This is a genomic window from Pseudomonas sp. RP-B7 (assembly GCF_059803535.1).
The window spans coordinates 100,096-123,657 of sequence record NZ_JAPFHC010000013.1 but is presented as its reverse complement, the minus strand read 5'-3'; the positions used below and the strand labels follow the sequence as shown (position 1 = coordinate 123,657).

General features: G+C 61.4%; 24 protein-coding genes and 1 tRNA gene. 16 read left to right on the top strand and 9 right to left on the bottom strand.

Features of this window, described 5'->3' with window-relative positions:
- The first annotated feature begins 198 nt into the window (after positions 1-198).
- The 6 genes from OPU96_RS14505 to OPU96_RS14480 all read left to right on the top strand — a co-directional run bounded on the left by OPU96_RS14505 (position 199) and on the right by OPU96_RS14480 (position 6,690).
- Entirely contained in the window at positions 199-1,491 is a 1,293-nt protein-coding gene (locus tag OPU96_RS14505; protein ID WP_192299170.1) for an OprD family porin, read from the top strand.
- A 34-nt stretch (positions 1,492-1,525) separates the two neighbouring features.
- Complete coding sequence (locus OPU96_RS14500; protein ID WP_192299171.1) at positions 1,526-2,509, top strand: Bug family tripartite tricarboxylate transporter substrate binding protein; 984 nt, start codon at positions 1,526-1,528, stop codon at positions 2,507-2,509.
- Between the two features lie 129 nt (positions 2,510-2,638).
- Positions 2,639-3,097: a tripartite tricarboxylate transporter TctB family protein gene (locus OPU96_RS14495; protein ID WP_192299172.1), complete on the top strand. Its 459-nt coding sequence runs from the start codon at positions 2,639-2,641 to the stop codon at positions 3,095-3,097.
- Position 3,098: 1 nt separating this feature from the next.
- Positions 3,099-4,613: a tripartite tricarboxylate transporter permease gene (locus tag OPU96_RS14490; RefSeq protein WP_192299173.1), complete on the top strand. Its 1,515-nt coding sequence runs from the start codon at positions 3,099-3,101 to the stop codon at positions 4,611-4,613.
- Entirely contained in the window at positions 4,606-5,634 is a 1,029-nt protein-coding gene (locus tag OPU96_RS14485; protein ID WP_226455268.1) for an AbrB family transcriptional regulator, read from the top strand. The genes OPU96_RS14490 and OPU96_RS14485 overlap by 8 nt, the downstream gene beginning before the upstream one ends.
- Before the next feature lie 126 nt (positions 5,635-5,760).
- Positions 5,761-6,690 (top strand): YncE family protein, encoded by a 930-nt coding sequence (locus OPU96_RS14480; RefSeq protein WP_498559277.1) that lies wholly within the window; start codon positions 5,761-5,763, stop codon positions 6,688-6,690.
- A gap of 16 nt (positions 6,691-6,706) precedes the next feature.
- On the opposite strand, the gene ung is transcribed toward OPU96_RS14480, so the two are convergent.
- On the bottom strand, positions 6,707-7,399 hold the full coding sequence (ung, locus tag OPU96_RS14475) for a uracil-DNA glycosylase (protein WP_192299176.1): 693 nt from the start codon (positions 7,397-7,399) through the stop codon (positions 6,707-6,709).
- Between the two features lie 136 nt (positions 7,400-7,535).
- Between ung and dspII the strand changes: the two genes are divergently transcribed.
- A complete protein-coding gene (gene dspII, locus OPU96_RS14470; RefSeq protein WP_226455266.1) occupies positions 7,536-8,648 on the top strand; it encodes an enoyl-CoA hydratase/isomerase DspII in 1,113 nt (370 codons plus the stop codon).
- Between the two features lie 54 nt (positions 8,649-8,702).
- On the opposite strand, the gene OPU96_RS14465 is transcribed toward dspII, so the two are convergent.
- Positions 8,703-9,071, bottom strand: a complete 369-nt coding sequence (locus tag OPU96_RS14465; protein WP_226455265.1) for a hypothetical protein — start codon at positions 9,069-9,071, stop codon at positions 8,703-8,705.
- Between the two features lie 318 nt (positions 9,072-9,389).
- On the opposite strand from OPU96_RS14465, the gene OPU96_RS14460 reads away from it, so the two are divergent.
- The 5 genes from OPU96_RS14460 to OPU96_RS14440 all read left to right on the top strand — a co-directional run bounded on the left by OPU96_RS14460 (position 9,390) and on the right by OPU96_RS14440 (position 13,424).
- Entirely contained in the window at positions 9,390-11,012 is a 1,623-nt protein-coding gene (locus OPU96_RS14460) for a methyl-accepting chemotaxis protein (RefSeq protein ID WP_498559276.1), read from the top strand.
- 85 nt (positions 11,013-11,097) lie between these two features.
- Entirely contained in the window at positions 11,098-11,310 is a 213-nt protein-coding gene (locus OPU96_RS14455) for a cysteine-rich CWC family protein (protein WP_498559275.1), read from the top strand.
- Positions 11,310-12,002: a 16S rRNA pseudouridine(516) synthase gene (locus tag OPU96_RS14450; RefSeq protein ID WP_226455262.1), complete on the top strand. Its 693-nt coding sequence runs from the start codon at positions 11,310-11,312 to the stop codon at positions 12,000-12,002. Before OPU96_RS14455 ends, OPU96_RS14450 begins: the two co-directional genes overlap by 1 nt.
- 307 nt (positions 12,003-12,309) lie before the next feature.
- The gene (locus tag OPU96_RS14445) at positions 12,310-13,194 is read left to right on the top strand and encodes an alpha/beta fold hydrolase (RefSeq protein ID WP_498559274.1); all 885 of its coding nucleotides are present in this window, start codon (positions 12,310-12,312) and stop codon (positions 13,192-13,194) included.
- A 156-nt stretch (positions 13,195-13,350) separates the two neighbouring features.
- Positions 13,351-13,424: transfer RNA gene (locus tag OPU96_RS14440), tRNA-Gly, on the top strand.
- A gap of 301 nt (positions 13,425-13,725) precedes the next feature.
- On the opposite strand, the gene OPU96_RS14435 is transcribed toward OPU96_RS14440, so the two are convergent.
- Positions 13,726-14,919 (bottom strand): MFS transporter, encoded by a 1,194-nt coding sequence (locus OPU96_RS14435; RefSeq protein ID WP_498559273.1) that lies wholly within the window; start codon positions 14,917-14,919, stop codon positions 13,726-13,728.
- A 156-nt stretch (positions 14,920-15,075) separates the two neighbouring features.
- Between OPU96_RS14435 and OPU96_RS14430 the strand changes: the two genes are divergently transcribed.
- The 3 genes from OPU96_RS14430 to OPU96_RS14420 all read left to right on the top strand — a co-directional run bounded on the left by OPU96_RS14430 (position 15,076) and on the right by OPU96_RS14420 (position 17,068).
- On the top strand, positions 15,076-15,969 hold the full coding sequence (locus tag OPU96_RS14430) for a LysR family transcriptional regulator (RefSeq protein ID WP_498559272.1): 894 nt from the start codon (positions 15,076-15,078) through the stop codon (positions 15,967-15,969).
- Between the two features lie 173 nt (positions 15,970-16,142).
- Positions 16,143-16,475: a hypothetical protein gene (locus OPU96_RS14425; protein WP_226455257.1), complete on the top strand. Its 333-nt coding sequence runs from the start codon at positions 16,143-16,145 to the stop codon at positions 16,473-16,475.
- A 92-nt stretch (positions 16,476-16,567) separates the two neighbouring features.
- Positions 16,568-17,068 carry a methylated-DNA--[protein]-cysteine S-methyltransferase gene (locus OPU96_RS14420; RefSeq protein WP_192299239.1) on the top strand — a complete coding sequence of 167 codons (501 nt, stop codon included), beginning with the start codon at positions 16,568-16,570 and terminating at the stop codon, positions 17,066-17,068.
- Between the two features lie 62 nt (positions 17,069-17,130).
- Here the strand turns inward: OPU96_RS14420 and OPU96_RS14415 are convergent, their stop codons facing one another.
- From OPU96_RS14415 to OPU96_RS14405, 3 genes are all read right to left on the bottom strand, one after another.
- Complete coding sequence (locus OPU96_RS14415) at positions 17,131-17,658, bottom strand: DUF4142 domain-containing protein (protein WP_305392231.1); 528 nt, start codon at positions 17,656-17,658, stop codon at positions 17,131-17,133.
- 119 nt (positions 17,659-17,777) lie between these two features.
- Entirely contained in the window at positions 17,778-18,419 is a 642-nt protein-coding gene (locus OPU96_RS14410; RefSeq protein WP_226455256.1) for a LysE family translocator, read from the bottom strand.
- A gap of 21 nt (positions 18,420-18,440) precedes the next feature.
- The gene (locus tag OPU96_RS14405) at positions 18,441-19,406 is read right to left on the bottom strand and encodes a LysR family transcriptional regulator (protein ID WP_442962209.1); all 966 of its coding nucleotides are present in this window, start codon (positions 19,404-19,406) and stop codon (positions 18,441-18,443) included.
- A 77-nt stretch (positions 19,407-19,483) separates the two neighbouring features.
- On the opposite strand from OPU96_RS14405, the gene OPU96_RS14400 reads away from it, so the two are divergent.
- On the top strand, positions 19,484-19,969 hold the full coding sequence (locus OPU96_RS14400) for a DMT family transporter (protein ID WP_192299243.1): 486 nt from the start codon (positions 19,484-19,486) through the stop codon (positions 19,967-19,969).
- Between the two features lie 7 nt (positions 19,970-19,976).
- Here the strand turns inward: OPU96_RS14400 and OPU96_RS14395 are convergent, their stop codons facing one another.
- Genes OPU96_RS14395 through OPU96_RS14385 form a run of 3 tightly spaced genes read right to left on the bottom strand, consistent with a single transcriptional unit; the run spans position 19,977 to position 23,496 of the window.
- Positions 19,977-21,305 carry an MFS transporter gene (locus tag OPU96_RS14395; protein ID WP_226455254.1) on the bottom strand — a complete coding sequence of 443 codons (1,329 nt, stop codon included), beginning with the start codon at positions 21,303-21,305 and terminating at the stop codon, positions 19,977-19,979.
- Between the two features lie 59 nt (positions 21,306-21,364).
- Positions 21,365-22,306, bottom strand: coding sequence for a hydroxymethylglutaryl-CoA lyase (locus tag OPU96_RS14390; protein WP_226455253.1), 942 nt, complete (start codon positions 22,304-22,306; stop codon positions 21,365-21,367).
- Positions 22,303-23,496, bottom strand: a complete 1,194-nt coding sequence (locus tag OPU96_RS14385; RefSeq protein WP_226455252.1) for a CaiB/BaiF CoA transferase family protein — start codon at positions 23,494-23,496, stop codon at positions 22,303-22,305. The genes OPU96_RS14390 and OPU96_RS14385 overlap by 4 nt, the downstream gene beginning before the upstream one ends.
- Positions 23,497-23,562: the final 66 nt, after the last annotated feature.

The following is a 23,562-nucleotide window of genomic DNA, read 5'->3' as shown; positions in this document are numbered from 1 at the left end:
TTTGGCGGGCAGTTTACAGGCGCAACCTGCCCTGTGAAGCCCGAAAACATTGAAAGGTGGTTGAAAGGTTAGTGAAAGCTTCGCCCTTTAGCATCCAGACACGGTGGTCTTTGCCCACTGAGCTGCCTGAGCCGCAGCGCCCGAAAAACGCCTCGAAGCGTTTTCGCCAAAATAAGAACAATAACGGAGTACACCACGATGCTGTCGACACAGCCCCAGGCATTCTCGCCTGTGCGTTTTTCCCGCCTGACCCAGACCGCCCTTGCCAGCGCCGCTGCCCTTGCCGGCTTTTCGCCGCTTAGCCAGGCTGCCTTCTTCGAAGACAGTAGCGGCACCCTGGAAACCCGCAACATGTACTTCAACCGCGACTTCCGCGACGGCACCAGTGCACAGCAATCCAAACGCGACGAATGGGCCCAGGGGTTCATGCTCAACCTGCAATCGGGCTACACCGACGGCACCGTCGGCTTTGGCGTGGACGCGTTGGGTATGCTCGGCGTCAAGCTCGACTCCAGCCCCGACCGTACCGGCACCGGCCTGCTACCCACCCATGATGACGGCCGCGCCGCCAACGAATACGCCAAGCTGGGCCTGACCGGTAAAGTGAAGATCTCTGCCACCGAGCTGAAGATCGGCTCATTGGCCCCCGAACTGCCGATCCTCAAGCCCAACGACGGACGCATCCTGCCGCAAACCTTCAACGGCGGCCTGGTCACCTCCAAGGAGTTCAAGAACCTGGTGTTCACCGGCGGCCGCCTGGACAAAGCCAAGGACCGCGACGACACCAATTACGAAGACATCGCCCTCAACAACAAAAACAGCCGCTTCGTCAGTGGCGCCACCGGCAAGCACTTCAACTTCGGTGGCGTGGACTACAAGTTCGCCGACAAGATCACCGGCAGCTACCACTTCGCCCAGCTCGATGACGTGTACCGCCAGCACTTCCTCGGCCTGGTCGCCGCCCGCCCGATGGGCCCCGGCACCTTCTCCACCGACCTGCGCCTGGCCATCAGTGATGACACCGGTAGCGCCCGTGGCGGCAAGATCGACAACAAATCCCTCAACGGCCTGTTCAGCTATGCCCTCAATGGCCATAAGCTCAGCGCCGGCTACCAGCACATGTCCGGTGACAATGCGTTTCCGTATGTGGATGGCAGCGACCCGTACCTGGTCAACTTCGTGCAGATCAACGACTTTGCCGGCGCCGAAGAACGCTCCTGGCAAGCGCGCTACGACTACGACTTCGCCAAACTGGGGATTCCCGGCCTGAGCTTCATGAGCCGCTACATCTCGGGTGACAACATCCAGCTCAAGAACGGCGACACCGGCAAAGAGTGGGAACGCAACAGCGAGATCAAATACGTCGTGCAGAGCGGCACGCTCAAGGATGTGGCCGTGCGCCTGCGTAACGCCACGTACCGCTCCAACTATTCAGCCCGTGATGCGGATGAAATGCGCGTGCTGGTCAGCTACAGCATTGCGCTTTGGTAACAGCCACTCATAACAACAATGACGGAGATAGAAAATGACCCCTTCACTGCGTAAATTGGCCCTCGCCGCCGGCTGCATGCTGTTCGCCGGCCAACTGCTGGCCGCCGAAGAACCCAAGCGCCCGGAATGCATCGCCCCGGCTTCCCCCGGCGGTGGCTTCGACCTGACCTGCAAACTGGCGCAAAGCGCGCTGGTCAACGAGAAGTTGCTGAGCAAGCCGATGCGCGTGACCTACATGCCCGGCGGCGTCGGCGCGGTGGCCTACAACGCGGTGGTCGCGCAGCGCCCTGCGGATGCCGGCACCCTGGTGGCCTGGTCCAGCGGTTCGCTGCTGAACCTGGCGCAGGGCAAGTTCGGCCGTTTCGATGAAAGCGCCGTACGTTGGCTGGCAGCGGTCGGCACCAGCTACGGTGCCATCGCAGTGAAAAACGATTCGCCCTACAAGACCCTCGACGATCTGGTCAAAGCCCTGAAGAAAGATCCGGGCAGCGTCGTCATCGGTTCCGGCGGCACCGTCGGCAGCCAGGACTGGATGCAAACCGCCCTGATCGCCAAGGCCGCCGGGATCAACCCGCGTGAGCTGCGCTACGTGGCCCTCGAAGGCGGCGGTGAAATCGCCACCGCCCTGCTCGGCGGTCACATCCAGGTGGGCAGTACCGACATCTCCGACTCCATGCCACACATCCTCAGCGGTGACATGCGCCTGCTGGCGGTGTTCTCCGAAGAGCGCCTGGACGAGCCGGAAATGAAGAACATTCCGACGGCCAAAGAGCAAGGCTACGACATCGTCTGGCCAGTGGTGCGCGGTTTCTACCTCGGGCCAAAAGTCAGCGATGCCGACTACGCCTGGTGGAAAGATGCGTTCGACAAACTGCTGGCCTCCGACGAGTTCGCCAAGCTGCGTGACCAGCGCGAGCTGTTCCCGTTCGCCATGACCGGCCCGGAGCTGGACACCTACGTGAAGAAACAGGTGGCTGACTACAAAGTGCTGGCCAAAGAGTTTGGCTTGATCCAGTAAATGCCCTCTGTGGGAGCGCGCTTGCCCGCGAAAAACGTCAACGATGACGCGTGCGGCCTGGATACACGCGGCGCCCTTGCATTCTTCGCGAGCCACTGCGCTCCCACAAAAGCGGCCTAGGAGTTTCCTATGCTTTTACAACGCATTTTCGCCAGCGTGATGCTGCTGGTCTGTGCCGGTCTTGCGCTGATGGCGTGGCCGTACCAGGCCGCATTTTCCTACGAGCCGGTCGGGCCTCGTGCCTACCCGCTGCTGATGCTCGGGCTGATGAGCCTGGGCCTGATCTACATGATCATCCGCCCACAGCCGACCAAACACACGGAAGAAGAACCGGCGCTGGACCGCGAGACCCTGATCAAGATCGGCATCTGCGTGGCGCTGCTCATCGTGTTCGCCGCCACCTTCGAGCCCCTGGGTTTCATCCTCAGCAGCATGCTGATCGGCATCCCCATGGCGCGCCTGTATGGCGGCCGCTGGTTGCCGAGCGTGGTGATCGTCAGCCTGATGGCCGTGGGCCTCTATCTGCTGTTCGATAAAGCCATGGATGTTCCGCTGCCCCTCGGCCTGCTCGACGTTCTGGAGAACTGATATGGATACTTTCAGCTATTTGGGCCAGGGCTTCGGCGTTGCACTGTCCCCGTACAACCTGGTGACCGCGCTGTGCGGCACCTTGATCGGCACCGTAGTCGGCCTGTTGCCGGGCCTGGGTCCGATCAACGGCGTGGCCTTGCTGATCCCGATTGCATTCGCCCTGGGCTTGCCGCCGGAGTCGGCGTTGATCCTGCTGGCGGCCGTGTACCTGGGCTGCGAATACGGCGGCCGGATCAGTTCGATCCTGCTGAACATTCCGGGCGAAGCCTCCACCGTAATGACCACCCTCGACGGTTACCCGATGGCCCGCAAAGGCCTGGCCGGTGTAGCGCTGTCGTTGTCGGCGTGGAGTTCGTTCATCGGCGCGTTCATCGCCACCTGCGGCATGGTGCTGTTTGCACCGTTGCTGGCCAAATGGGCGATTGCCTTCGGTCCGGCGGAATATTTCGTACTGATGGTGTTCGCGATTGTCTGCCTCGGCGGCATGGCCGGTGACAAACCGTTGAAGACCTTTGTTGCAGCGCTGATCGGCCTGTTCCTGTCGGCGGTGGGCATCGACGCCAACAGCGGTGTGTACCGCTTTACCGGCGACAACATCCACCTCACCGACGGCATCCAGTTTGTGGTGTTGGTGCTGGGTCTGTTCTCCATCAGCGAGATCCTGTTGCTGCTGGAAAAAACCCACCGTGGCCAGGAAGCCGTGAAAGCCACCGGACGGATGATGTTCAACCTGAAGGAAGCATCCGCTGTCTTCTTGGTGAATATCCGTTGTGGCCTGCTGGGCTTCATCATGGGCGTGCTGCCTGGCGCTGGCGCAACATTGGCCTCGGCGGTTGCCTACATGACCGAGAAACGCATGGCCGGTGCCAGCGGCAAATTCGGCCAGGGCGACATGCGCGGCCTCGCCGCCCCGGAAACCGCGATCGGCGCATCCGCCTGCGGTGCCCTGGTGCCGATGCTGACCCTCGGCGTACCCGGTTCGGGCACCACGGCGGTGATGATCGGCGCATTGTCGCTGTACAACATCACGCCCGGCCCGCTGCTGTTCCAACAGCAACCGGACATCGTCTGGGGCCTGATCGCCTCGTTGTTTATCGCCAACATCATGCTGGTGATCCTCAACATCCCGATGATCCGCATCTTCACGCGCATCCTCGCCGTGCCGAACTGGGCGCTGGTACCGGTGATCGCGATCATCACCGCGATCGGTGTGTACGCCGTTCACGCCACCACCTTCGACCTGTTCCTGATGGTCGGCATCGGCATCTTCGGCTACATCCTGCGCAAGCTCGACTTCCCGCTGTCGCCAGTCCTGCTGGGCTTTATCCTCGGCGGCTTGATGGAGCAGAACCTGCGCCGGGCGCTGTCGATTTCCAACGGTGCGCTGGACATCCTCTGGTCGAGCCCGATCACCTTTGGTGTGTGGGTGCTGACCGCGCTGATGCTGGCTTTACCGCTGGTACGGATCTATCGCAAACGTGCCCTGCAGCGTCGTGCCGTGGCCGATGTCTGAAGTCACCTTTAAACATTGGTGGGGAACACCGCTGGTCGGCCTGGCCGGCGGTTACCTGGCCAGCCTTGTCGGCTGGCCCTTGCCGTATATGGTCGGCTCGTTGCTGGCGATCATCCTGGTGCGCTGCCTCACGCCGTGGCAGTTGGCGGAGATTCCCGGCGGGCGCAAATGCGGCCAATGGGTGGTAGGGATTGGCATCGGGCTGCACTTCACACCGTTGGTGATTGAGCAGGTGCTGAGCCATTTCGGGCTGATCTTCTTCGGCGCGCTGATCACCAGCCTTTCCAGCGTTGTCGGCGTCTGGTTGATGCGGCGCAGCGGTGAAGACCGCGCCACCGCATTTTTCTCCAGCATGCCGGGCGGTTCCGGGGAGATGGTCAACCTCGGCGCACGCAATGGTGCGGTGCTCAGCCGGGTCGCGGCGGGGCAAAGCCTGCGGGTGCTGGTGGTGGTGCTGTGCGTGCCGGCGATCTTCAAGTATGTGCTGGAAGGCGGCGCGCCACAGTTTCATCCGGCGCCGGTGAGCTGGCCGTGGCTGTTCGCGTTGTTTGCGCTTGGAGCATTGGTGGCCTGGGGTTGGCAGCGTTTGCGTCAGCCAAACCCGTGGTTGTTCGGGCCGTTGCTGGTGAGTGCGACCGCCAGCGTCGTATGGGATCTGCATATCGGCCTGCCCGATGGCGGCAGCCAGATCGGCCAGTGGTTGATCGGCAGCGGTTTGGGTTGCCACTTCAATCGTCAGTTCTTTCGCCGGGCGCCGTCGTTCATGGGCCGTACCCTGATTGGTACGGCGTTGACCATGGCCTTGGCGACGTTGGCTGCGGTGGGATTGAGTGCGTTGACCCATCTGGATCTACGCTCGCTGACCTTGGGCATGATGCCCGGCGGCATTGCCGAGATGAGCCTCACGGCCGAGACCCTGCAACTGTCGGTGCCGTTGGTGACGGCGATGCAGGTAATGCGCTTGTTGTTCGTGTTGTTTTTGGCAGAGCCGCTGTTTCGTCACTGGAACCGCCAAACCTGATCTGCCATCGAACAGTGGCCTCTCAGGGGCCACTGCCATTCATCTGAACTGTCAATTTTCACAGCTAGCCGAACGCTCTCGTAACGAAGATCAATGGTGTGTACCTGACCATTGAGAATTGTGATCATGCATACCTCGTCCGAAGATCAAAAAAACGATAACGAACCGGCTGCAATCATCAGAACGGTCCCCGTTCCAGGCTCTCCCAATCGCCTTGTGCTCAATAGTGATGGATCGCGCCTCTACGTCGCCAGTGCAACACTTCCACACGGCATCACTGTTATCGATACCGCAAGCTTGAGCATTATCACCACGATCACCAATATAGGATCGCCCATCTGGCTCGCCATGAACCCAACGGCCCCTCGCCTTTATGCCAGCGACAACAGTCAGGCAAGCGATACGCCTATCACTGTGATCGACACCTCGACCAACACGCTCATCAATCAAATCAGGGGGTTCACCACCGTCCGGGGCATTGCATTGAATTCGACCGGTGCGCGCCTGTACGTCGCTGACCAAGGCGCTTCGCAAGTGGTGGCGATCGATACCAACAACCATCAGCGAATCGCTGCGACTGCCGTGCGCCATCCCAGAGACATTTGTGTGGCGCCCGGCAACGCGCGCTCACATGTCGCCTCGACCCTCGATGACTGGACCAGCATCAACCTGGGAACCAACCGGGTCGTGTTCCAAACCAGCACGATTGCTGGAGAGCCCACCAGCATTGTGCATGCACGCTTCGCCGCTCGCGTGTACATCACCTACCGGGATCGTGGCGAGGTGTATATCGGGGACACCACCACCGCTCAGGCAAGCTCGACTCTCAGCGGGTTGCTCGGCCCTTTCCAGATCGCTTTTCACACGATGCTGGAGCGAGCCTACCTCACCGAAACCGATGGCAACCGAGTCAGTATCATCAATACCCGTACCCAAACCGTGATTGACACAATCCCTGGCTTCGACAAGCCGCGCGGCATCGTTGTAGCGCCCAGCGGCCGATTGGCATACGTCGCCAATATCGGCAGTTCAACAGTGGCAGAAGTCCGCTTGTAAGGCACAGCGGCCGACATTAAAGCGACGGCAACCGCCACTCAATCGGCGTTTCGCCATTCTGCTCAAGAAACTTGTTGGTGCGGCTGAAATGCCCGCACCCCAAAAACCCGCGATACGCCGACAACGGCGACGGATGCACTGACGTCAGCACCAGGTGCTTGGTCGCATCAATCAACTTCTGCTTGCCCTGGGCATGGGCGCCCCACAGTAAAAACACCAAGTGCGGCTGATGCGCGCTGACCACTTCGATAATCCGATCAGTAAAAAACTGCCAGCCCTTGCCCGCATGCGCGTTGGCGTTGGCACGCTCCACGGTCATGGTGGTGTTGAGCAGCAGCACACCCTGATCCGCCCAGCTTTGCAGGCAACCGTGGTTGGGGATGTCGATGTTCAGGTCGCGCTTGAGCTCTTTGTAGATATTGAGCAGCGACGGCGGCGTGGGTATGCCCGGTTGCACCGAGAAGCACAGGCCGTGGGCCTGGCCGGGGCCGTGGTACGGGTCCTGGCCGAGAATCACCACCTTGACCTTGTCCAGCGGCGTCGAGTTGAGCGCGTTGAAGATCAGCGGGCCTGGCGGGTAGATCTCTTTGCCGGCCGCATGTTCCTCGCGCAGGAACTCGCGCAACTGGCTCATATACGGTTGCTCGAACTCATCGCGCAGGGCGTGCTTCCAGGTGGGTTCGAGTTTGATACGGTCGCCTTCGGTCATGATGCAATGGTCTTGTAAAAAAGAATGAGGCGAACCCTAGGAAAGCCGACCCCGCTTGTCAATTGATCTGACACACCACCGGCACTTTCCTACGAAGCGATCATACTAATCTTCTACCTTCCTGAATGAGGTCACGATGAACCTGCACTTCGAAGAGCTGACCGGCAGCGACGGTGCCCGCATCGGTATCGCCAGCCTGGACGCCGAAAAATCCCTCAACGCCCTCTCCCTGCCGATGATCCTGGCCCTGGGCGAACGCCTGGACAGTTGGGCGAAAGACCCGAATATCGTGTGCGTGCTACTGCGCGGCAATGGGCCCAAGGCTTTTTGCGCCGGTGGCGAAGTGCGCAGCCTCGCGATGGAGTGCCGCGAACAACCCGGCGTGGTGCCGGCGCTGGCCGCGCAGTTTTTTGCCGCGGAGTATCGCCTCGACTATCACCTGCACACGTACCCGAAACCGCTGATCTGCTGGGGCCACGGCTATGTGCTGGGTGGCGGCATGGGCCTGCTGCAAAGTGCGTCGGTGCGCATCGTTACGCCAAGCAGCCGCCTGGCAATGCCGGAGATCAGTATCGGCCTGTACCCGGATGTGGGCGCCAGTTGGTTCTTGTCGCGCATGCCGGGCAAACTCGGCCTGTTCCTCGGCCTGACCGGCGCGCATATCAACGGTCGCGATGCCTTGGACCTGGGCCTGGCCGACCGCTTCCTGCGCGACGACCAGCAGGACGAATTGATCGAAGGCCTGCTGCAACTGAACTGGCAGGAACAAACGTCGATACAACTCAACAGCCTGCTCAAGGCGCTGGCCCAGGAAGCCGTCAGCCAGCAACCCGAAGCGCAGTGGCTGCCGCGCCGGACGCAGATCGACGCCTGGCTGGATGTGGGTGATGTACGCGGAGCCTGGCGCGCCTTGAGCCAGTTGCGCGAGCACAACGACCCGCTGTTCAGCCGTGCCGGCAAGACCTTGAGCGAAGGCTGCCCACTCACGGCGCACCTGGTGTGGGAACAACTGCGCCGAGCCCGTCACCTGTCCCTGGCCCAGGTGTTTCAGATGGAATACACCTTGAGCCTCAATTGCTGCCGTCACCCGGAGTTCAGCGAAGGCGTGCGTGCGCGCTTGATCGACAAGGATCAGACGCCGCACTGGCATTGGCCGGACATCAACAGCCTGCCGGACGCGGTCGTACAGGCTCACTTCCACAAGGTGTGGGAAGGTCGCCACCCGCTGGCGGATTTGTCCGAATACTGAGTATTTCGCGCAAAAAAAAGCGGCGCTTCCTGCGCCGCTTGCCTTCAAGTCCTGTCAGCGGTGACCGCCGCGGCCGCCGCCATGGTCGGAACCGCGACCACGTCCATCATGCCCGCCATGATCGCCACGATCACCCCAGCCCTGGTTCGGATAGGGCCGGTAACCGGCACGCGGGCCGTAGTAACGCGGGGCCGGCTGGTAATAGCGCGGCGCCGGGTAGTAGCGCGGTTGCGGCGCGTAATAACGCGGTGCGGGGTAGTAATCACGGCGGTATTGGTAAGCGGTGCCACCCCCGTAGTAATACGCCGGCGCCGGTGACGTATAGACCTCGGATCGATAGTAACTCTGGCCTCCATCGTAGTAGGGCACACAGGCTGAAAGGGTCAGACCGAGTAAAGCGCTGAGCAGCAGTCGTCGATACATGGCGGCCTCCTGGACCGCGAAGGAGCTCCTCCAGCGACGCTGGGGGGCGGCACTCAGCTTTCACCGAATGACGAAATATCTGACAACAAAAACCGAATCTGGTGCGTTTTGGTTACAACTAGACACAACTACACAGGTTGCCGATACACGCCCTTCGCAGCGTACTCACGCATAAGGTTTATCCATCATTGGGCTGTATCGATTCAGTAAATTTATCTGGCCCGAAACTTTGTGGATTGCGATGATGTCACTATGACATCGCACCAGGCCAGGGAGGCTCTAGCGTGCGTCATTCGCCAACTCCCTCGGATTCGAGCCATGAAAATTTCAACCAAGCTTCTCCTTTCATTTCTACTCTGTGCACTGGTCACTCTTGGGGTCGGTACCCTGGGCATCAAAGGCGTGGTCCGACTCGCCACCGCGCTGGAACTGACGTTCTCCAACAATCTGGTTTCGGTCAGCACCACCGCCGCCACCCTCAATGGCCTGGTCGCGCACAACCGCGGTTTGTACCGGCTGATGGATGCCAGCAAAGGCGACGTCTCCCAGCAAGACCGCGACCGCGTGCGCCAGGACATTGCCGCCGAACTCAAGCGCAGCCAGGCCGCCTACGCCACCTACCGCGCGACGCCGCTGGAAGACGACGAACGGGCGGCGGGCGACAAGCTTGACCAGATCTGGCCCACCTATATCAGCAACTCCGAACGCATCATGACCATGCTCGACAGCGGCCAGCTCGAGCAGGCTCGGGCCCAGCTCAACAGCACCAACAACGAACTGTTCCGCCAGGCACGCGAGCTGATCCGCGTGATCATCGAGTCGAATAACCGCCAGATCAAGGAAGGCGCCGTGGCCGCCGACGAACTGCGCAGCAGCGCCATGGCCTGGATGATCGGCGGCATCGTGATGGCCTTCCTGATCGCGATCATCATTGGCGTGCTGATCACCCGCCTGATCACCCGCCCTATCGCACAAGCGGTGCAGAGTGCGCAGCGCATTGCTCGTGGCGACCTGACCCACGCCATCCTCACTGAACGCACCGACGAAGCCGGGCAACTGCTGATGGCGCTGTCGGACATGCAAGGTGGCCTGAAAAGCACCCTGCTGGAAATCGCCAATGCCTCCGACCAGTTGGCCTCCGCCGCCGAAGAACTGAGCGCGGTCACCGAAGAAAGCAGCCGTGGGCTGACCCGCCAGAATGACGAAATCCAGCAAGCCGCCACCGCCGTGAACCAGATGACCGCCGCCGTGGACGAAGTGGCGAGCAACGCCGTGTCCACCTCGCAAGCCTCGCGCAAGGCCACCGACGAAGCTGAAGACGGCCGCCAGCAGGTGGCGCAGGCGGTGTCCGGCATGAGCGCGATGGTGGTCGAGATCAACGATTCGACGCAGTCGGTCGCAGACCTCGCCGGCCAGGTGCGGGAAATCGGCAAGGTGATCGACGTGATCCGCGGCATCGCCGACCAGACCAACCTGCTGGCGCTCAATGCGGCCATCGAAGCGGCCCGCGCAGGCGAGCAAGGCCGTGGTTTTGCGGTGGTGGCCGATGAAGTGCGTGCGTTGGCTCATCGCACCCAAACCTCCACGGTCGACATCGAAAAAATGATTGGGGAAGTGCAGGTGGGCGCCGACGACGCGGTGGCCGCGATGAACAAAAGCCTGACCTGGGCCAACAACACCCAGACCCTGGCGCAAAATGCCGGCGAAGCGCTGCAGCGCATCACCGACAGCGTGGCGCTGATCAATGAGCGCAACCTGGTGATCGCCTCCGCCTCCGAGGAGCAAGCCCAGGTCGCCCGTGAGGTCGACCGCAACCTGCTCAACATCCAGGACCTGTCCACCCAGACCGCCGCTGGCGCCCATCAGACCAACGCCTCCAGCCAGGACCTGTCGCGCCTGGCCACATCGTTCAACGTACTGGTCAGCAAGTTCCAGCTGTAAGTAGCCTGCGTCGGGGCAGCGCTGTATCGTGCAAGGCACACCGGGACTCACCGGGACCTTGCACCCTTTCAGCCTGAACCGACCGATGACCACGCCAACCCTCTGCCCCGCCTGCGGCGCCAGCAACGACTGCGCCCTGGCCGACCCTCGCACCGTCGACCAGGCCTGCTGGTGCTACAGCGTCACCATCGACCCGGCGGTGCTCGAAGCGCTGCCCGATGATCTGCGCAACAAAGCCTGCCTGTGCCCGCGATGTGCCCAGGTGGATGCGCAGCTACGCGGACTTGAGCAGCCGTAATGCGCGTCGATCGTTTCCTCAGCAACCTGCCACGTTTCAATCGCAAGCAAGTGCGTCTGCTGCTGGTTGAACGGCGCGTGACCGTCGACGGCGTTGCAGTCAGCGATCCGCACCATGAAGTGCGCGAATTCAGTCGTGTATGTGTTGATGATGAGGTTCTGCAGGCGGGCAAACCGGCGCGGTATTTCATGCTGCACAAGCCGCAGGGGTGCGTGAGCGCTACAACAGACCCGCAACACCCGACCGTGCTCGACTGGCTCGATGAACCGGACAAGGACGAGCTGCATATCGCCGGGCGCCTGGACTTCAACACCACCGGCCTGATGCTGATCACCAACGACGGCCAGTGGTCACGGCGCCTGACACAACCGCAGACCAAGCTGCCCAAGGTCTACCTTGTCGACACCGAACAGGACATCGGCCCGCAATACGCGCCGACGTTTGCCGCAGGCCTGTACTTTGCGTTCGAAGACCTCACCACCCAACCGGCCGCACTTGAGTTGCTGGGGCCGAGAACGGCGCGGCTGAGCATCGTTGAAGGGCGCTATCACCAGGTGAAGCGTATGTTCGGGCATTTCGATAACAAGGTCATCGGCCTGCATCGCGAGCGGATGGGCCCCTTGGTGCTGGATGCCGCCCTGGCGCCGGGCGAGTACCGGGCGCTGACCGACGACGAAATCCGACAGGTCTGACGACCGTTCGGCCGGTGATGGCAAAAAACCGTTTTATAACCTTGCGAGGTGGCAGGTCTGCTGCTTGAATCCAAATCACCAGCCAAATTATGACTGGCGAGTCGCCTATAACTTCCAAGAAACACCTTGCCCCCGCCCGCGCTTGATCTACGGGCCTTCCAGGCAAAACTGCCCGCCATAACAACACCCGTCGGCCAGCCGTCAGCGGATCGACATGGGCGCTCATTTTCCAGGCGTATGCCTACCTGTCACAAAGCTCGTGCAGAGTTACCTGCGCGCCCTACCCGCTTGCCAGGAGTCTTACGACATGAGGCCAGAAATCGCTGTGTTGGATATACAGGGTCAGTATCGGGTTTACACGGAGTTCTATCGCGCGGACGCTGCTGCAAAGACCATCATCATGGTCAATGGCTCCATGGCCACCACGGCATCCTTCGCTCAAACCGTCAAAAGCCTGCACCCGCAATTCAATGTGGTTTTGTACGATCAGCCCTACGCTGGCCGTTCCAAAATCCATAACCGTCATGAGCAAATGCTGACAAAGGACGTCGAAGGCCAGATCCTCCTGGAACTCATCGACCACTTCGCCGCCGAACACGTGCTGTCATTCTCCTGGGGCGGCGCCGCCACCCTGGTCGCCCTCGCCCACCGCCCGCGCCGTGTGGAGAAGGCAGTGATCAGCTCGTTCTCACCCGTGATCAACGCGCCCATGCGCGACTACCTTGAACGCGGCGTTGACTACCTCGGCAACCTCGACCGCGACCGCGTCGGCCACCTCGTCAACAACACCATCGGCAAACACCTGCCATCGTTGTTCAAGCGCTTCAACTACAAGCACGTGAGCAGCCTGGCCGAGCATGAATACGGGCAGATGCACTTTCACATCAGCCAGGTGCTCAACAGCGACCGGCTGTGCTACCTCAAGGCGGCCAAGCAGATCGACATTCCAGTGCTGTTCCTGAACGGCGAATGGGACGAATACACCAGCGCCCACGACGCCAAGCTGTTCGGCCAACACGTGGCCAACAGCAGCTTCAGCACCATCCAGGCCACCGGGCACTTCCTGGATATGGAGCACAAGGCAGCGTGCCGGGACAGCCGGGACGCGGTCGTCGGGTTCTTGAAATCAGAGCGGCCAGCCAGCCGATTGCGGTACAACCAAGGCCAGACACAGCATGCATTTGCAATCTGAAATGCGACCCTGTGCAGGAGAACGTCAGTGATTGAACGCAGACTTGCTCCTGCACAGGCTCCGTCCATCGGTTTATCCGACGCACGCAACCTGCACATTTTCCAAAGAAAAACTTCAAATCCCGATGAACATCTGGTACAAAGTCAGCCGCTCTGAGCGGGTATAGTTTAATGGTAGAACAGTAGCTTCCCAAGCTTCCGACGAGGGTTCGATTCCCTCTACCCGCTCCACTTAATTGTTGGTCCAACGTCAGGATGGTTTTGACGGGGGATGCATGAAAAAACCGGCCCTGGTGGCCGGTTTTTTTGTGCCTGAAATAAGGTGATTCGATAAGGGTGGCAGCTGCGCGCGGATAAATGCACCGGGTAGCTTTCGGGATACCGGCGCACTCGAGTGATACCGCGCACAGCTGCCGTCGAACGCCGAGGCTGACGATGCCGCCGTTGGAAAACCATAAATAGCTCACACAGCGAGTACAACCCGCGCCGTTCCGATGGGGGTGTAGGCAACGTCGCAAGATGAACAATCACATCACCGCTCGTCTACCATCCCCCTCTCCACCCACCACGCCAACGGCAACGTCAGCAACAAGACTGCCGCCAACACCATCGCCGCCACCGGCACGCCCAGCGCATCCCCAACGCTGCCAAACACCACGGGCGCCAGCGCCCCGCCGCCGATCGTGCCAGTGTAGAACAGCGCAAACGCCTGCTCCCGCCTGCCCGCACCGGCCAGGTCCGGCACGGCGCCGTACAACACCGAAGATGTGCCGTTGAGCACCAGGCCAAGCAGCGGCAACGTCAGCATCAAACCATTCAGCGGCAGGTACACCGCCGCCATGATCAGCAGCGCGGTGGTGGTTTCCGTCAGCCACACGGTCTTCATCATGCCAATGCGTGCTCCGAGATAACCGCAGAGCAATTTGCCGAACGCGCCACCGACAAATAGCAGGCTCAGGGCTAGGCCGACACCCGCCGTACCTGCGCCTTTGGCTTGCAGCAGGAACGGCAGGAACGTGAGAAAGCCCATGCGTACGGCGCTATCGAGGGTGCCGGTGCAGATCAGTGCGCGCAAGCCGCTGGCGGAGCCGATTCCACTGGAGGGTCTGGCCGTTTTCATGGTGGCAGGTGCTCGCGACGGCGTAGGAATCAGCCACCACAACAGTCCCGCCGCCACCAAACCCAATAGCCCCAACAAGGTGGCACTGGCGCGCCAGCTGATGACGGTGAGCAGCAGGCCAACCAAGCCGGGGATCAGGGTTTTGCCGATGTCCCCGGAGAAATTGTACTGAGACAGCGCCTGCTTGATCCCACCCCCCTCCTCATAGGCATCGCTGATCATCGACGACGCCAGCGGGTGCTGCGTACTCGCGCCCAGGCCGCCCAATAGCAAGGCCAGCAGCAACAGCACCAGCCCGGTGGCTTGCCCAACCATCAAGTAAGCGATACCCGCCAGCGCAGTCCCCCCCACCAGCAACGGTGTGCGCCCCCAGCGTTTGGCGGCACGACTCGCCAGCAGTTGGAACACAGCCATCATCCCGGAATAGGCGCCGCGCAGAAGCCCGATCTGCGCGTAGGACATGGCGAACTGCGCCTGCCAGATGGGTAGCAGCACATAGATAACGTCGGTCAAGCCATCGTGTACGGCATGGGCGCTGCACCCGGCGATCAACGAACGACGGCGGGCAGAGCATTGGGAAGCGGGTATAACGACGGTGTCGGTCATGGCGTAGGAATCTGCTCAGGCTCAAGGCGCTTGCAGCCGGTCAAGACAGGCGCGACGTCATGAAACCTCTCGTTTTATGTTGTGAGGTCTTTATAGAATGCCCGGCAGGTCTTGAACCAATACCGAATTCACACCGATCAATACCCGAGGGCCAGGATGCTCGACCTACGCAAGCTGCGATACTTTCTGACGGTCGCCCAAGAATTGCACTTCGGTCGAGCAGCCATTCGCCTGCACCTGGCCCAGCCACCGCTGACCCGGCAGATTTCGGCGCTGGAGGCCGAGTTGGGCTTCAAACTGTTCGATCGCACCAGCCGCACCGTGACACTTACCGCTCAAGGCCGGTCGTTCTTGCCCTATGCGCGGGGTGTGCTGGAACAGGTGGAGCTGGCACAGGTGATCGCCGGCAAACTGGCCGCAGGCACCGCTGGGCAACTGGCATTGGGGTATGTCAGTTCGATTGCCTTGTCGGACCTGTTCAGCCAGGTGATCCATGCCTTTGCCCAACGCTTTCCCGACGTGCAGCTGACCCTGGTGGAATGCGCCTCCGGCAGCCTCGGCGCGCAGGTGGCAGACGGGCGCCTGGACATTGGCTTGAGCCGCCGGTTGCCGCAAAGCAGCGAAGTGCAGGCACTGTCGCTGGGCCAGGAACCCTTGGTGGCCGCGTTGGCCAGCGACAGCCCGTTGGCGCGCCAGGCGCAGGTGAGCTTGGCGCAGCTCAGTGCTTATCCGCTGATCCTGTTTCCGGCGGATCATGGATCGGGACTGAACCAGTCCATCGAACAGCTGTACCGCGAGCATGGGCAGCCCCTGCGCGCGGGGCCGACCGGCCGACAGATCACCTCGATCATTGCCCTGGTGGCGGCAGGGCAAGGCGTGGCGTTGGTGCCGCAATGCGCGCAAAGCTTGATGCACAAGGGCGTGACGTACAGGCCTTTGGTGGAAGTGGATGCGTGTGCACAGTTGTTGGTGCTGACTCGTGATGTAGAAAAAAACCTATCAGTCCAAGCCTTTATGAGGGTGATAGGTGAAGTGGCAGACGCTCGATAGCAAGCAGAATGTTTACGAAGGATGCTTAGAGATCATTGCCGAAGAAGCCGCGGCGGCGGCGCTGACGTTTCTGCAACTAGACCGCCAGCGCCACTTCAGCAAAGTCCGACTGTGGTGACGAGTTGATCTCTAAATGATGTCAGCTCCTCCCCCCTGACACCGAGATCACGCCCATGCTTGAACCCCAGCAACACACGCCAAAGGCCATACGACGCCAGGTGGTTGGCTGGGTACTGGTCTTGCCGCTGCTACTGTCGTTTATGAGGCTGCCGTTTTTCATCGGACCGGTCATCGCGGCAGGATCGATCGTCGCGTCGGCTTATGGCATACGGTTGGCCAGGCAACATGCCAACCGACGCTTGACCGTGTTCGCCTCCATCATCACCGCGTTCAATGTCATTTCACTGTTACTGACGGGAACAGCCTCATTTCTTAAGGCTTTGTATTCCATTTCCTGGATTTACTGGTATCCGCTCTACGCCAACTGGGTGTACTGGAACTTCTAGGCCCAGGAAAATTCAATCGCAAGAAACGTAGTTTCCAACCGGGCGGATACAATTACAGTGGCGCCATGACGTTCGCCCACAGGAGCCCACCCATGCCCTACGAATACAAACTCATGCCCTCCCCGGTCGGCCAGCTCACCCTGGTGGCGCGCGACGGCAAGCTCAGCGCGATCCTGTGGGAAAAAGAGCGCGCCAACCGTGTACGCCTGGGGCAATTGCAGGAGGCCAACAGCAGCCCGGTGCTGTTGGAAACCGAGCGCCAGTTGCAGGAATATTTCGCCGGCACCCGTAGTCAATTCACCCTGGAGCTGGACTTCAGCGGCACCGACTTTCAGAAACAGGTCTGGCAGGCACTCCTGACCATCCCCTTCGGTGAAACCCGCAGCTACAGCCAGATCGCCCGGCAGATCGGCAACCCCAAGGCCGTGCGCGCCGTGGGCGCGGCCAACGGGCGCAACCCGATCTCGATCATCGCACCGTGCCATCGGGTGATTGGCGCCTCGGGTGAACTGACCGGGTTCGCCGGTGGCCTGCAAGCCAAGCAATACCTGCTTGCGCTGGAAGGCACCGGCCAGGCGGAAATGGCGTTCTAGAGCGAATAAAAAAAGGCGGTTGGAAAGGCTCCAACCGCCGTTTTTCAGTTCCGGCCAGACACTCAACCGTCGCCTTGATGGCCTTTACCGTAGGTCGACGCCAGGGCACGGGCCTTTTGCAGACGCTCCTCCAACTTGGGCAACGTCTCATCCACCAGCGCCTTGATTTCCGGCACATCCGACGCCGCACCTTCCTGTTTGAACAGGGCAATGGCGTCTTCGTTTTCCTTGACCTGTTGCGCGGTGTAGGCGGCGTCGAAGGAGTCGCCGTCCTTGAGCTCGGGCATCAAGGTTTCGGCTTTGTCGACGATCTTTTCCCGCGGCGCCACCGGCAGCTCCAGCTTCTTGGCGATGGCCGCCAGATGCTGGTTGGCCAGGGTGCGTTCGTTGATCACCTCGATGGTGTAATCCTTGATTTCCTGGGACGAGGTCTTGGCGTGGGCCATGCGACTGGTTTCGATATCGGCCATCCCTTTGGCCGAGGCCTGCTCGATGAATTCAGCAGGCGACTGGGCGAAAGCATTGCTGGCGCCGAGGCCCAGCAGCATCGCGAAACTGGCGGTGCGTAACCGGATAGCCATGCGGCTCATGATGGGTTCCTCCAGGGCAAAATTAGGCGAGGGGGAATACACCCCGCCCTGAATTCGAATTTTCAGGGCGGCAAAGGTTTAGAAAAAACTTGCCAGTGCGACGAACGGTCGTGATTGCGTCACGCCGGTTTACTGGCAAACAGACCCGGCAGCGCATGGGCCAACGCATTGATGGCAAAGCCGATAAACATCACCCCACAAAGCCTGGTGATGAGGATTTCATGCCGCTGATACACCGTGCGCACCCGCTGGGCGCCGACCACGCCAATCAGGATCGCGTAGGCCAGCACGCCACCGACGAAGCTGAGGAAGATCAGCGCAGGCAACATCGACCACGTCAGCAACTCGGCACGACTGGACAACAACGCCGTAAAGGTTGCAACCGCCACCGGGTACGCCTTGGGATTGGTCAGGCCGAACAGGATGCCGTGCCAGAACGGATGCCGCGCAGCGCCTTGCGGTGCATCGCTGCTGCGGCGCTGGGTGCGGATCGCACGCCAGCCGAGCCAGAACAGATACAGGCCGCTGAGCACGCCCAGCACATCAAATGCACCGCTGCCCACCTCCCGCGCACCAACGATGGCGATCAGCGCCGTGCTGCACCACACCACATCGCCCAACAAGTGCCCGCACAGAAAACCCGCCCCGGCGCGACGGCCACGGGCGGCGCCGATGCCGAATACGGCGAGGACGCCTGGGCCCGGGGTGATACCGTAGATAAAACCTGAAGCGAGGACGGCGAGCAGCAAGGAGGGGGTCATGGGCGCGACTCTGACGGACGGTTAAGGGTGGAAAGATTCTGCATGTTCTACCTCGCAGCGCAATGCTGAACACACTTCTATATCAGTCAATACACCCCGCATCCGCCCCAGCAACCACTGCAACCCCGAATCCCCACCCCGCCGCACATGCCACGCCAGCTCAAACGCGAACGACGGAATATGAAACGGCGGCGCCACGGCCACCAAATGCCGGTGATCGATGTTCAGCAAGCCCCGCGACGACACCGTCAAAATCAGATCCGTGCCCTGGATCAACTGCGGCGCCACGCCCCAGTGCGGCAGGCTGATCGCCACATGCCGGCGCTCACGGATTGCCGTCAATGCGCGCTCGATTTCCGGCGTGCCGCTGCCTCGCATTTCCAGCAACACATGGGGGCGCGAGAGGTAGGTGGGCAGGTCCAGTGTGCCACCCTCCGGCAAGCTGTTGCGGTCCACCAGGCAGGTGTAGTGCTCTTCAAACAGCGGTGTAGTCCGCAGTTCCGCCGGCATGTCAGGAAAGACCCCGGCAGCCAGGTCGAGATCGCCATTAAGCACCCCATCCACCATGCCCTCGCGGCTGGCCTGGATGATTTGCAGGTCAATACCCGGCGCTTCACGGCGCAGCATGCGCACCAAATCAGGTAGGAAAATCGCCGCACTGTAGTCCGACATCGCCAGGCGAAACCGCCGCTTGGCCGACGCCGGATCAAATTGATTGGGCGCCAGCAACGCCTGTACCTGGGCCAAGGCTTCGGCCAGTGGCGCCGCCAACTCCAAGGCGCGCGCGGTGGGTACCAAGCCGCCACCCTGGCGTACCAGCAACGGATCGCCGAGCACATCGCGCAAGCGCGCCAGCGCATGACTGACCGCCGGCTGGCTCAGGTGCAAACGCTCGGCGGCGCGGGTGACGTGTTGCTCGCTGAGCAAGGCGTCGAGGATCACCAGCAGGTTGAGATCGATGCGGCGCAGATCATTCATCAGCTGCATGCTCGGCATAAGAACTTGGAATTTAAATTTGCGCGACGAATACCTTAGAGTCCAGCAAAACCTTTGGGAGATTCATGATGACCACGTTGCATTGGCTGGGTTTATTGGCGCTGGCAGTGATCGCCGGGGCAGTGGTGCCGTTTCAGAGTGCGATCAACGCCAACCTCGGGCGCGGGCTCGGGCACCCGTTGTGGGCCACCCTGGCGTCGCTGCTGGTAAGCATTGTCGTGTTGCTGCCGGTGATTGTGGCGCTGCGCTTGCCCCTGCCGAGCCTGGGTTTTATCAGCAAGGCGCCGTTGTGGATGTGGGCCGGTGGCGCATTTGGCGTGTGTTTTATTTCCCTGGCGTTGATGCTGTTGCCCAAGCTCGGTGCGTCAGGATTTATTGCACTGGCCATGGCCGGGCAGATGCTCGCCTCGTTGCTGCTCGATCACTTTGGCCTGTTTGGGCTGGCGGAGCGCCAACTGACAACGCCCCGGGTGCTGGGGGCGTTGTTGTTGATTGGCGGGGTGGCGTTGATTCAGTTCAGCGCCACGCCAGCCAAGGCCTTGGCCGCAGCGTGATAATTCGTCAACGCTTGTCGGACGTACGCAGCTTTTGTGGCAGCCCCCACAACAACAGCGCAGCGGCGATCAACGCACACACACCAATCACGTAGAGCGCCGGGGTGGTGCTGCCGCTGATGTCCTTGATCCGCCCAACCATCACCGGGCTGACAATACCGCCCAGTTGTCCCAGGGTGTTGATCAAGGCAATCCCGCCCGCCGCACCGGCACCCGCGCCGGCCAGCAGTTTGGGCGGCAAGGTCCAGAAGGTCGGGATGGCAGCGATGATCCCCGCACCCAACAGGCCCAGCGCCACGATCAGGAACGTGGTGTGGTCGTCAAAGATACCGGCACAGAAAAACCCTACCGCGCCCAATGCCACCAACCCACTGACAAACTTGCGGCGTTCACCGGTGGCATCCGACCAGCGTCCTACCAGCACCATGGTGATCGCACCACAGATATAGGGGATGGCGGTCAGCAAGCCGATCACCACCGAGCTTTCGATACCGGTGCTGCGGATCAATTGCGGCGCCCAGAAGTTAAGGCCGTAGGACGCTACCTGGATCAGGAAGTAGATCAGCCCCAGCATCAGGAAACCGGGAATTCGCAGGGCCTGGAGCAGCGAGCCCTTCTTGTGGACCTCATGCACGGCGATGCGGCTGGAGAGCAAGGTTTTTTCTTCGGCGCTGAGCCACGGCGCATCTTCAATACGGTCCTTGAACTGCGTCAGCACCATCCACGCCAAGACCACGCACGGCATACCACCGAGCAGGAACAGCCAGTGCCAGCCGCGCATCTGCAGCACACCGTCCATGTGCTCCAGCACCAGCCCGGAGAACGGCGCCCCCACCAGCCCGGCAAACGCCGAAGCTAGGAACAGCATCGAGGTAATACGCCCACGGAAGTCCTGGGGAAACCACAGCGTCAGGTAATACAGCACGCCCGGCGCAAAGCCTGCCTCCATGGCGCCAATCAGAAAGCGCAGCACGTAGAACTGCCACTCAGCCGTGACAAACACCATAGCCGCCGTCGCCAGCCCCCAGGACACCATGATCCGCGCGATCCACCGACGAGCCCCGACCTTGTAGAGCATCATGTTGCTCGGCACTTCGAAAATCACATAGCCAACCACAAACAGCCCAGCCCCCAAGCCGTATGCGGTGTTGCTCAGGCCAAGGTCGGCCTGCAGCTGGAACTTGGCGAAGCTGATGTTGATACGGTCAAAAAAGGCGAACAGGTAGCAGACCATGATCAATGGCATCAGACGCCAGGCGACCTTGTTGACCACGGCTTTGATCGGATCGACTTCACCTGCCGGGCGCGCGCCGGCCTCTAACGGATTAGTGCTCATGTTTTCTCTCCAGCGGGCTGCTCACGGGCGCCCGATTGTTTTTGTTGTCTGGTGCGGGGTTACAGCGTGGCGATGTACGCCGGTGGTGGATGCAGGTCGCAATTGCGCCCGGCCTTGGCCACCTGGCCGGGCAGTTCGTGCCCCAGCAAGGCCGGCAATTGGCGGGACAGGTGCAGCAGGTGCGGCAAGTCGATCCCGGTGTGAATGCCCACTTCTTCGCACAGGTTGACCAGGTCTTCGGTGCAGATATTGCCCGACGCCCCCGGCGCAAACGGGCAGCCGCCAAGGCCGCCGAGGGCCGCGTCAAACCGCCGGGCCCCAGCCTCGTAGGCCGCCAGCACGTTGCACAACCCCAGGCCGCGGGTGTTGTGGAAATGCAGGGTCAGGTCATTGGCGGGCACACGCTCCAGCACACGCTTGACCAGGCGCTCGACCTGACGCGGGTTGGCCATTCCGGTGGTATCGGCAAGGCTGATGCCCTGAATGCCCAGCTCGCGATAAGCATCGACAATCTGCAGCACGCGATCCTCATCGATCGCTCCTTCGAACGGGCAACCAAAGGTGGTGGCGATACTGGCGTTGAGGCGCACGGGATGGTCGGCGGCAAAGCTGACAATATCGCCGAACGCCGCCAACGACGCCTCGCATCGCATGCGCATATTGGCCAGGTTATGGGTCTGGCTGGCAGACATCACCAGATTCAACTCATCGGCGCGGGACTCGATGGCGCGTTGGGCGCCCTTGAGGTTGGGGATCAACGCCACGTAGATCACACCGGCCTTGCGCTGGATGCCCTGGAACACCTGCTCGCCATCGCGCAATGCGGGAATGGCCTTCGGTGACACGAACGAACCGGCTTCGATCCGCGAAAAACCGGCCAGTGAAAGCTGGTCGATCAGGGCGATCTTGTCGGCGGTCTCGACCCAGGTCGGCTCGATTTGCAGGCCGTCCCGCGGGGAGACTTCCTGCACGATCAGCGGGTCTGAATAGTCGTGAATCATTGCACCACTCCGGACGTTTTCAGGCGTTGAATATCGGCGCCGGTAAGACCCAGGCTGCCAAGAATGTCATCCGTATGTTGGCCCAGGGCCGGACCCGACCAGTTCACCCCGCCAGGCGTTTGCGAGAGCTTGGGCACGATGCCGGGCATCTTCACCGACACGCCGCCGGGCAGCTCGGCGCTGAGCAACATGTCCCGCGCCTGATAGTGCGGATCGCTGACGATGTCCGCCACGGAATAGATGCGTCCGGCCGGCACTTCGGCGGCTTCCAGCGCGCTGAGTACCTGGTCGATGGGCAGGCTGCTGGTCCAGTGGGTGATCGCCGCATCGAGCAGCCCGCTCTTGGCGGCGCGGCCATCGTTATGGGCGAACTCCGGCGCTTCGCCCAGGTCGGCGCGACCGATGGCGCTCATCAGGCGCTTGTAGATCGGGTCGCTGTTGCCGGCAATCACCACGTAGGCGCCATCGGCGGTCAGGTAGGTGTTGGACGGCGCGATGCCGGGCAAGGCGCCGCCGCTGCGTTCACGCACATGGCCGAGCATGTCGTATTCGGGCACCAGGCTTTCCATCAGATTGAACACGCTTTCGGCCAGCGACACATCGACGATCTGCCCATCGCCCTGCCCGGTCTTGACCCGCAACAGCGACATCAGCGCACCGATCACACCGTGCAGGGACGCGAGGGAGTCCCCCAGGCTCACCCCGACCCGCGCCGGAGGCGAGTCCGGGTTGCCGGTGGTGTAGCGGATGCCGCCCATGGCCTCGCCAATGGCACCGAAGCCAGGACGGTCGCGATACGGGCCGGTCTGGCCATAGCCGGAGATGCGCACCAGGGTCAGCTTGGGGTTGAGGGCGTGCAACACGTCCCAGCCCAGGCCGAGTTTTTCCAGGCCACCGGGACGCAGGTTTTCGATCAGCACGTCGGCATCGCCGAGCAGTTGCTTGATCAGGTCCAGGCCTTCGCCGGACTTGAGGTCCAACGCCAGGGACTTCTTGTTGCGCGATTGCAGGTACCACCACAGCGACGTACCTTCATGCAGCTTTCGCCATTTGCGAAGTGGATCGCCCTGGCCAATGGCTTCGATCTTGATCACCTCGGCGCCAAACTCGGCCATCAGCCGGGCGGCGAACGGCGCGGCAATCAGCGTGCCGATCTCGATCACCTTGATACCGCTCAGGGGACCCGTCATGGTGTGGACCTCTTATTCTTGGAATATGGCGCCAAGACTAGAGGGCCAATACAGGAGAAATCCAAC

Coding starts and splice junctions, on each gene's coding strand:
- OPU96_RS14495 (WP_192299172.1), top strand. CDS start 2,639: ATGCTTTTACAACGCATTTTCGCCAGCGTGATGCTGCTGGTCTGTGCC.
- OPU96_RS14500 (WP_192299171.1), top strand. CDS start 1,526: ATGACCCCTTCACTGCGTAAATTGGCCCTCGCCGCCGGCTGCATGCTG.
- OPU96_RS14465 (WP_226455265.1), bottom strand. CDS start 9,071: ATGTATCGACGACTGCTGCTCAGCGCTTTACTCGGTCTGACCCTTTCA.
- OPU96_RS14435 (WP_498559273.1), bottom strand. CDS start 14,919: ATGACCGACACCGTCGTTATACCCGCTTCCCAATGCTCTGCCCGCCGT.
- OPU96_RS14410 (WP_226455256.1), bottom strand. CDS start 18,419: ATGACCCCCTCCTTGCTGCTCGCCGTCCTCGCTTCAGGTTTTATCTAC.
- OPU96_RS14490 (WP_192299173.1), top strand. CDS start 3,099: ATGGATACTTTCAGCTATTTGGGCCAGGGCTTCGGCGTTGCACTGTCC.
- ung (WP_192299176.1), bottom strand. CDS start 7,399: ATGACCGAAGGCGACCGTATCAAACTCGAACCCACCTGGAAGCACGCC.
- OPU96_RS14420 (WP_192299239.1), top strand. CDS start 16,568: ATGCCCTACGAATACAAACTCATGCCCTCCCCGGTCGGCCAGCTCACC.
- OPU96_RS14390 (WP_226455253.1), bottom strand. CDS start 22,306: ATGATTCACGACTATTCAGACCCGCTGATCGTGCAGGAAGTCTCCCCG.
- OPU96_RS14485 (WP_226455268.1), top strand. CDS start 4,606: ATGTCTGAAGTCACCTTTAAACATTGGTGGGGAACACCGCTGGTCGGC.
- OPU96_RS14400 (WP_192299243.1), top strand. CDS start 19,484: ATGACCACGTTGCATTGGCTGGGTTTATTGGCGCTGGCAGTGATCGCC.
- OPU96_RS14385 (WP_226455252.1), bottom strand. CDS start 23,496: ATGACGGGTCCCCTGAGCGGTATCAAGGTGATCGAGATCGGCACGCTG.
- OPU96_RS14425 (WP_226455257.1), top strand. CDS start 16,143: ATGCTTGAACCCCAGCAACACACGCCAAAGGCCATACGACGCCAGGTG.
- OPU96_RS14480 (WP_498559277.1), top strand. CDS start 5,761: ATGCATACCTCGTCCGAAGATCAAAAAAACGATAACGAACCGGCTGCA.
- OPU96_RS14455 (WP_498559275.1), top strand. CDS start 11,098: ATGACCACGCCAACCCTCTGCCCCGCCTGCGGCGCCAGCAACGACTGC.
- OPU96_RS14430 (WP_498559272.1), top strand. CDS start 15,076: ATGCTCGACCTACGCAAGCTGCGATACTTTCTGACGGTCGCCCAAGAA.
- dspII (WP_226455266.1), top strand. CDS start 7,536: ATGAACCTGCACTTCGAAGAGCTGACCGGCAGCGACGGTGCCCGCATC.
- OPU96_RS14445 (WP_498559274.1), top strand. CDS start 12,310: ATGAGGCCAGAAATCGCTGTGTTGGATATACAGGGTCAGTATCGGGTT.
- OPU96_RS14415 (WP_305392231.1), bottom strand. CDS start 17,658: ATGAGCCGCATGGCTATCCGGTTACGCACCGCCAGTTTCGCGATGCTG.
- OPU96_RS14460 (WP_498559276.1), top strand. CDS start 9,390: ATGAAAATTTCAACCAAGCTTCTCCTTTCATTTCTACTCTGTGCACTG.
- OPU96_RS14450 (WP_226455262.1), top strand. CDS start 11,310: ATGCGCGTCGATCGTTTCCTCAGCAACCTGCCACGTTTCAATCGCAAG.
- OPU96_RS14505 (WP_192299170.1), top strand. CDS start 199: ATGCTGTCGACACAGCCCCAGGCATTCTCGCCTGTGCGTTTTTCCCGC.
- OPU96_RS14395 (WP_226455254.1), bottom strand. CDS start 21,305: ATGAGCACTAATCCGTTAGAGGCCGGCGCGCGCCCGGCAGGTGAAGTC.
- OPU96_RS14405 (WP_442962209.1), bottom strand. CDS start 19,406: ATGCAGCTGATGAATGATCTGCGCCGCATCGATCTCAACCTGCTGGTG.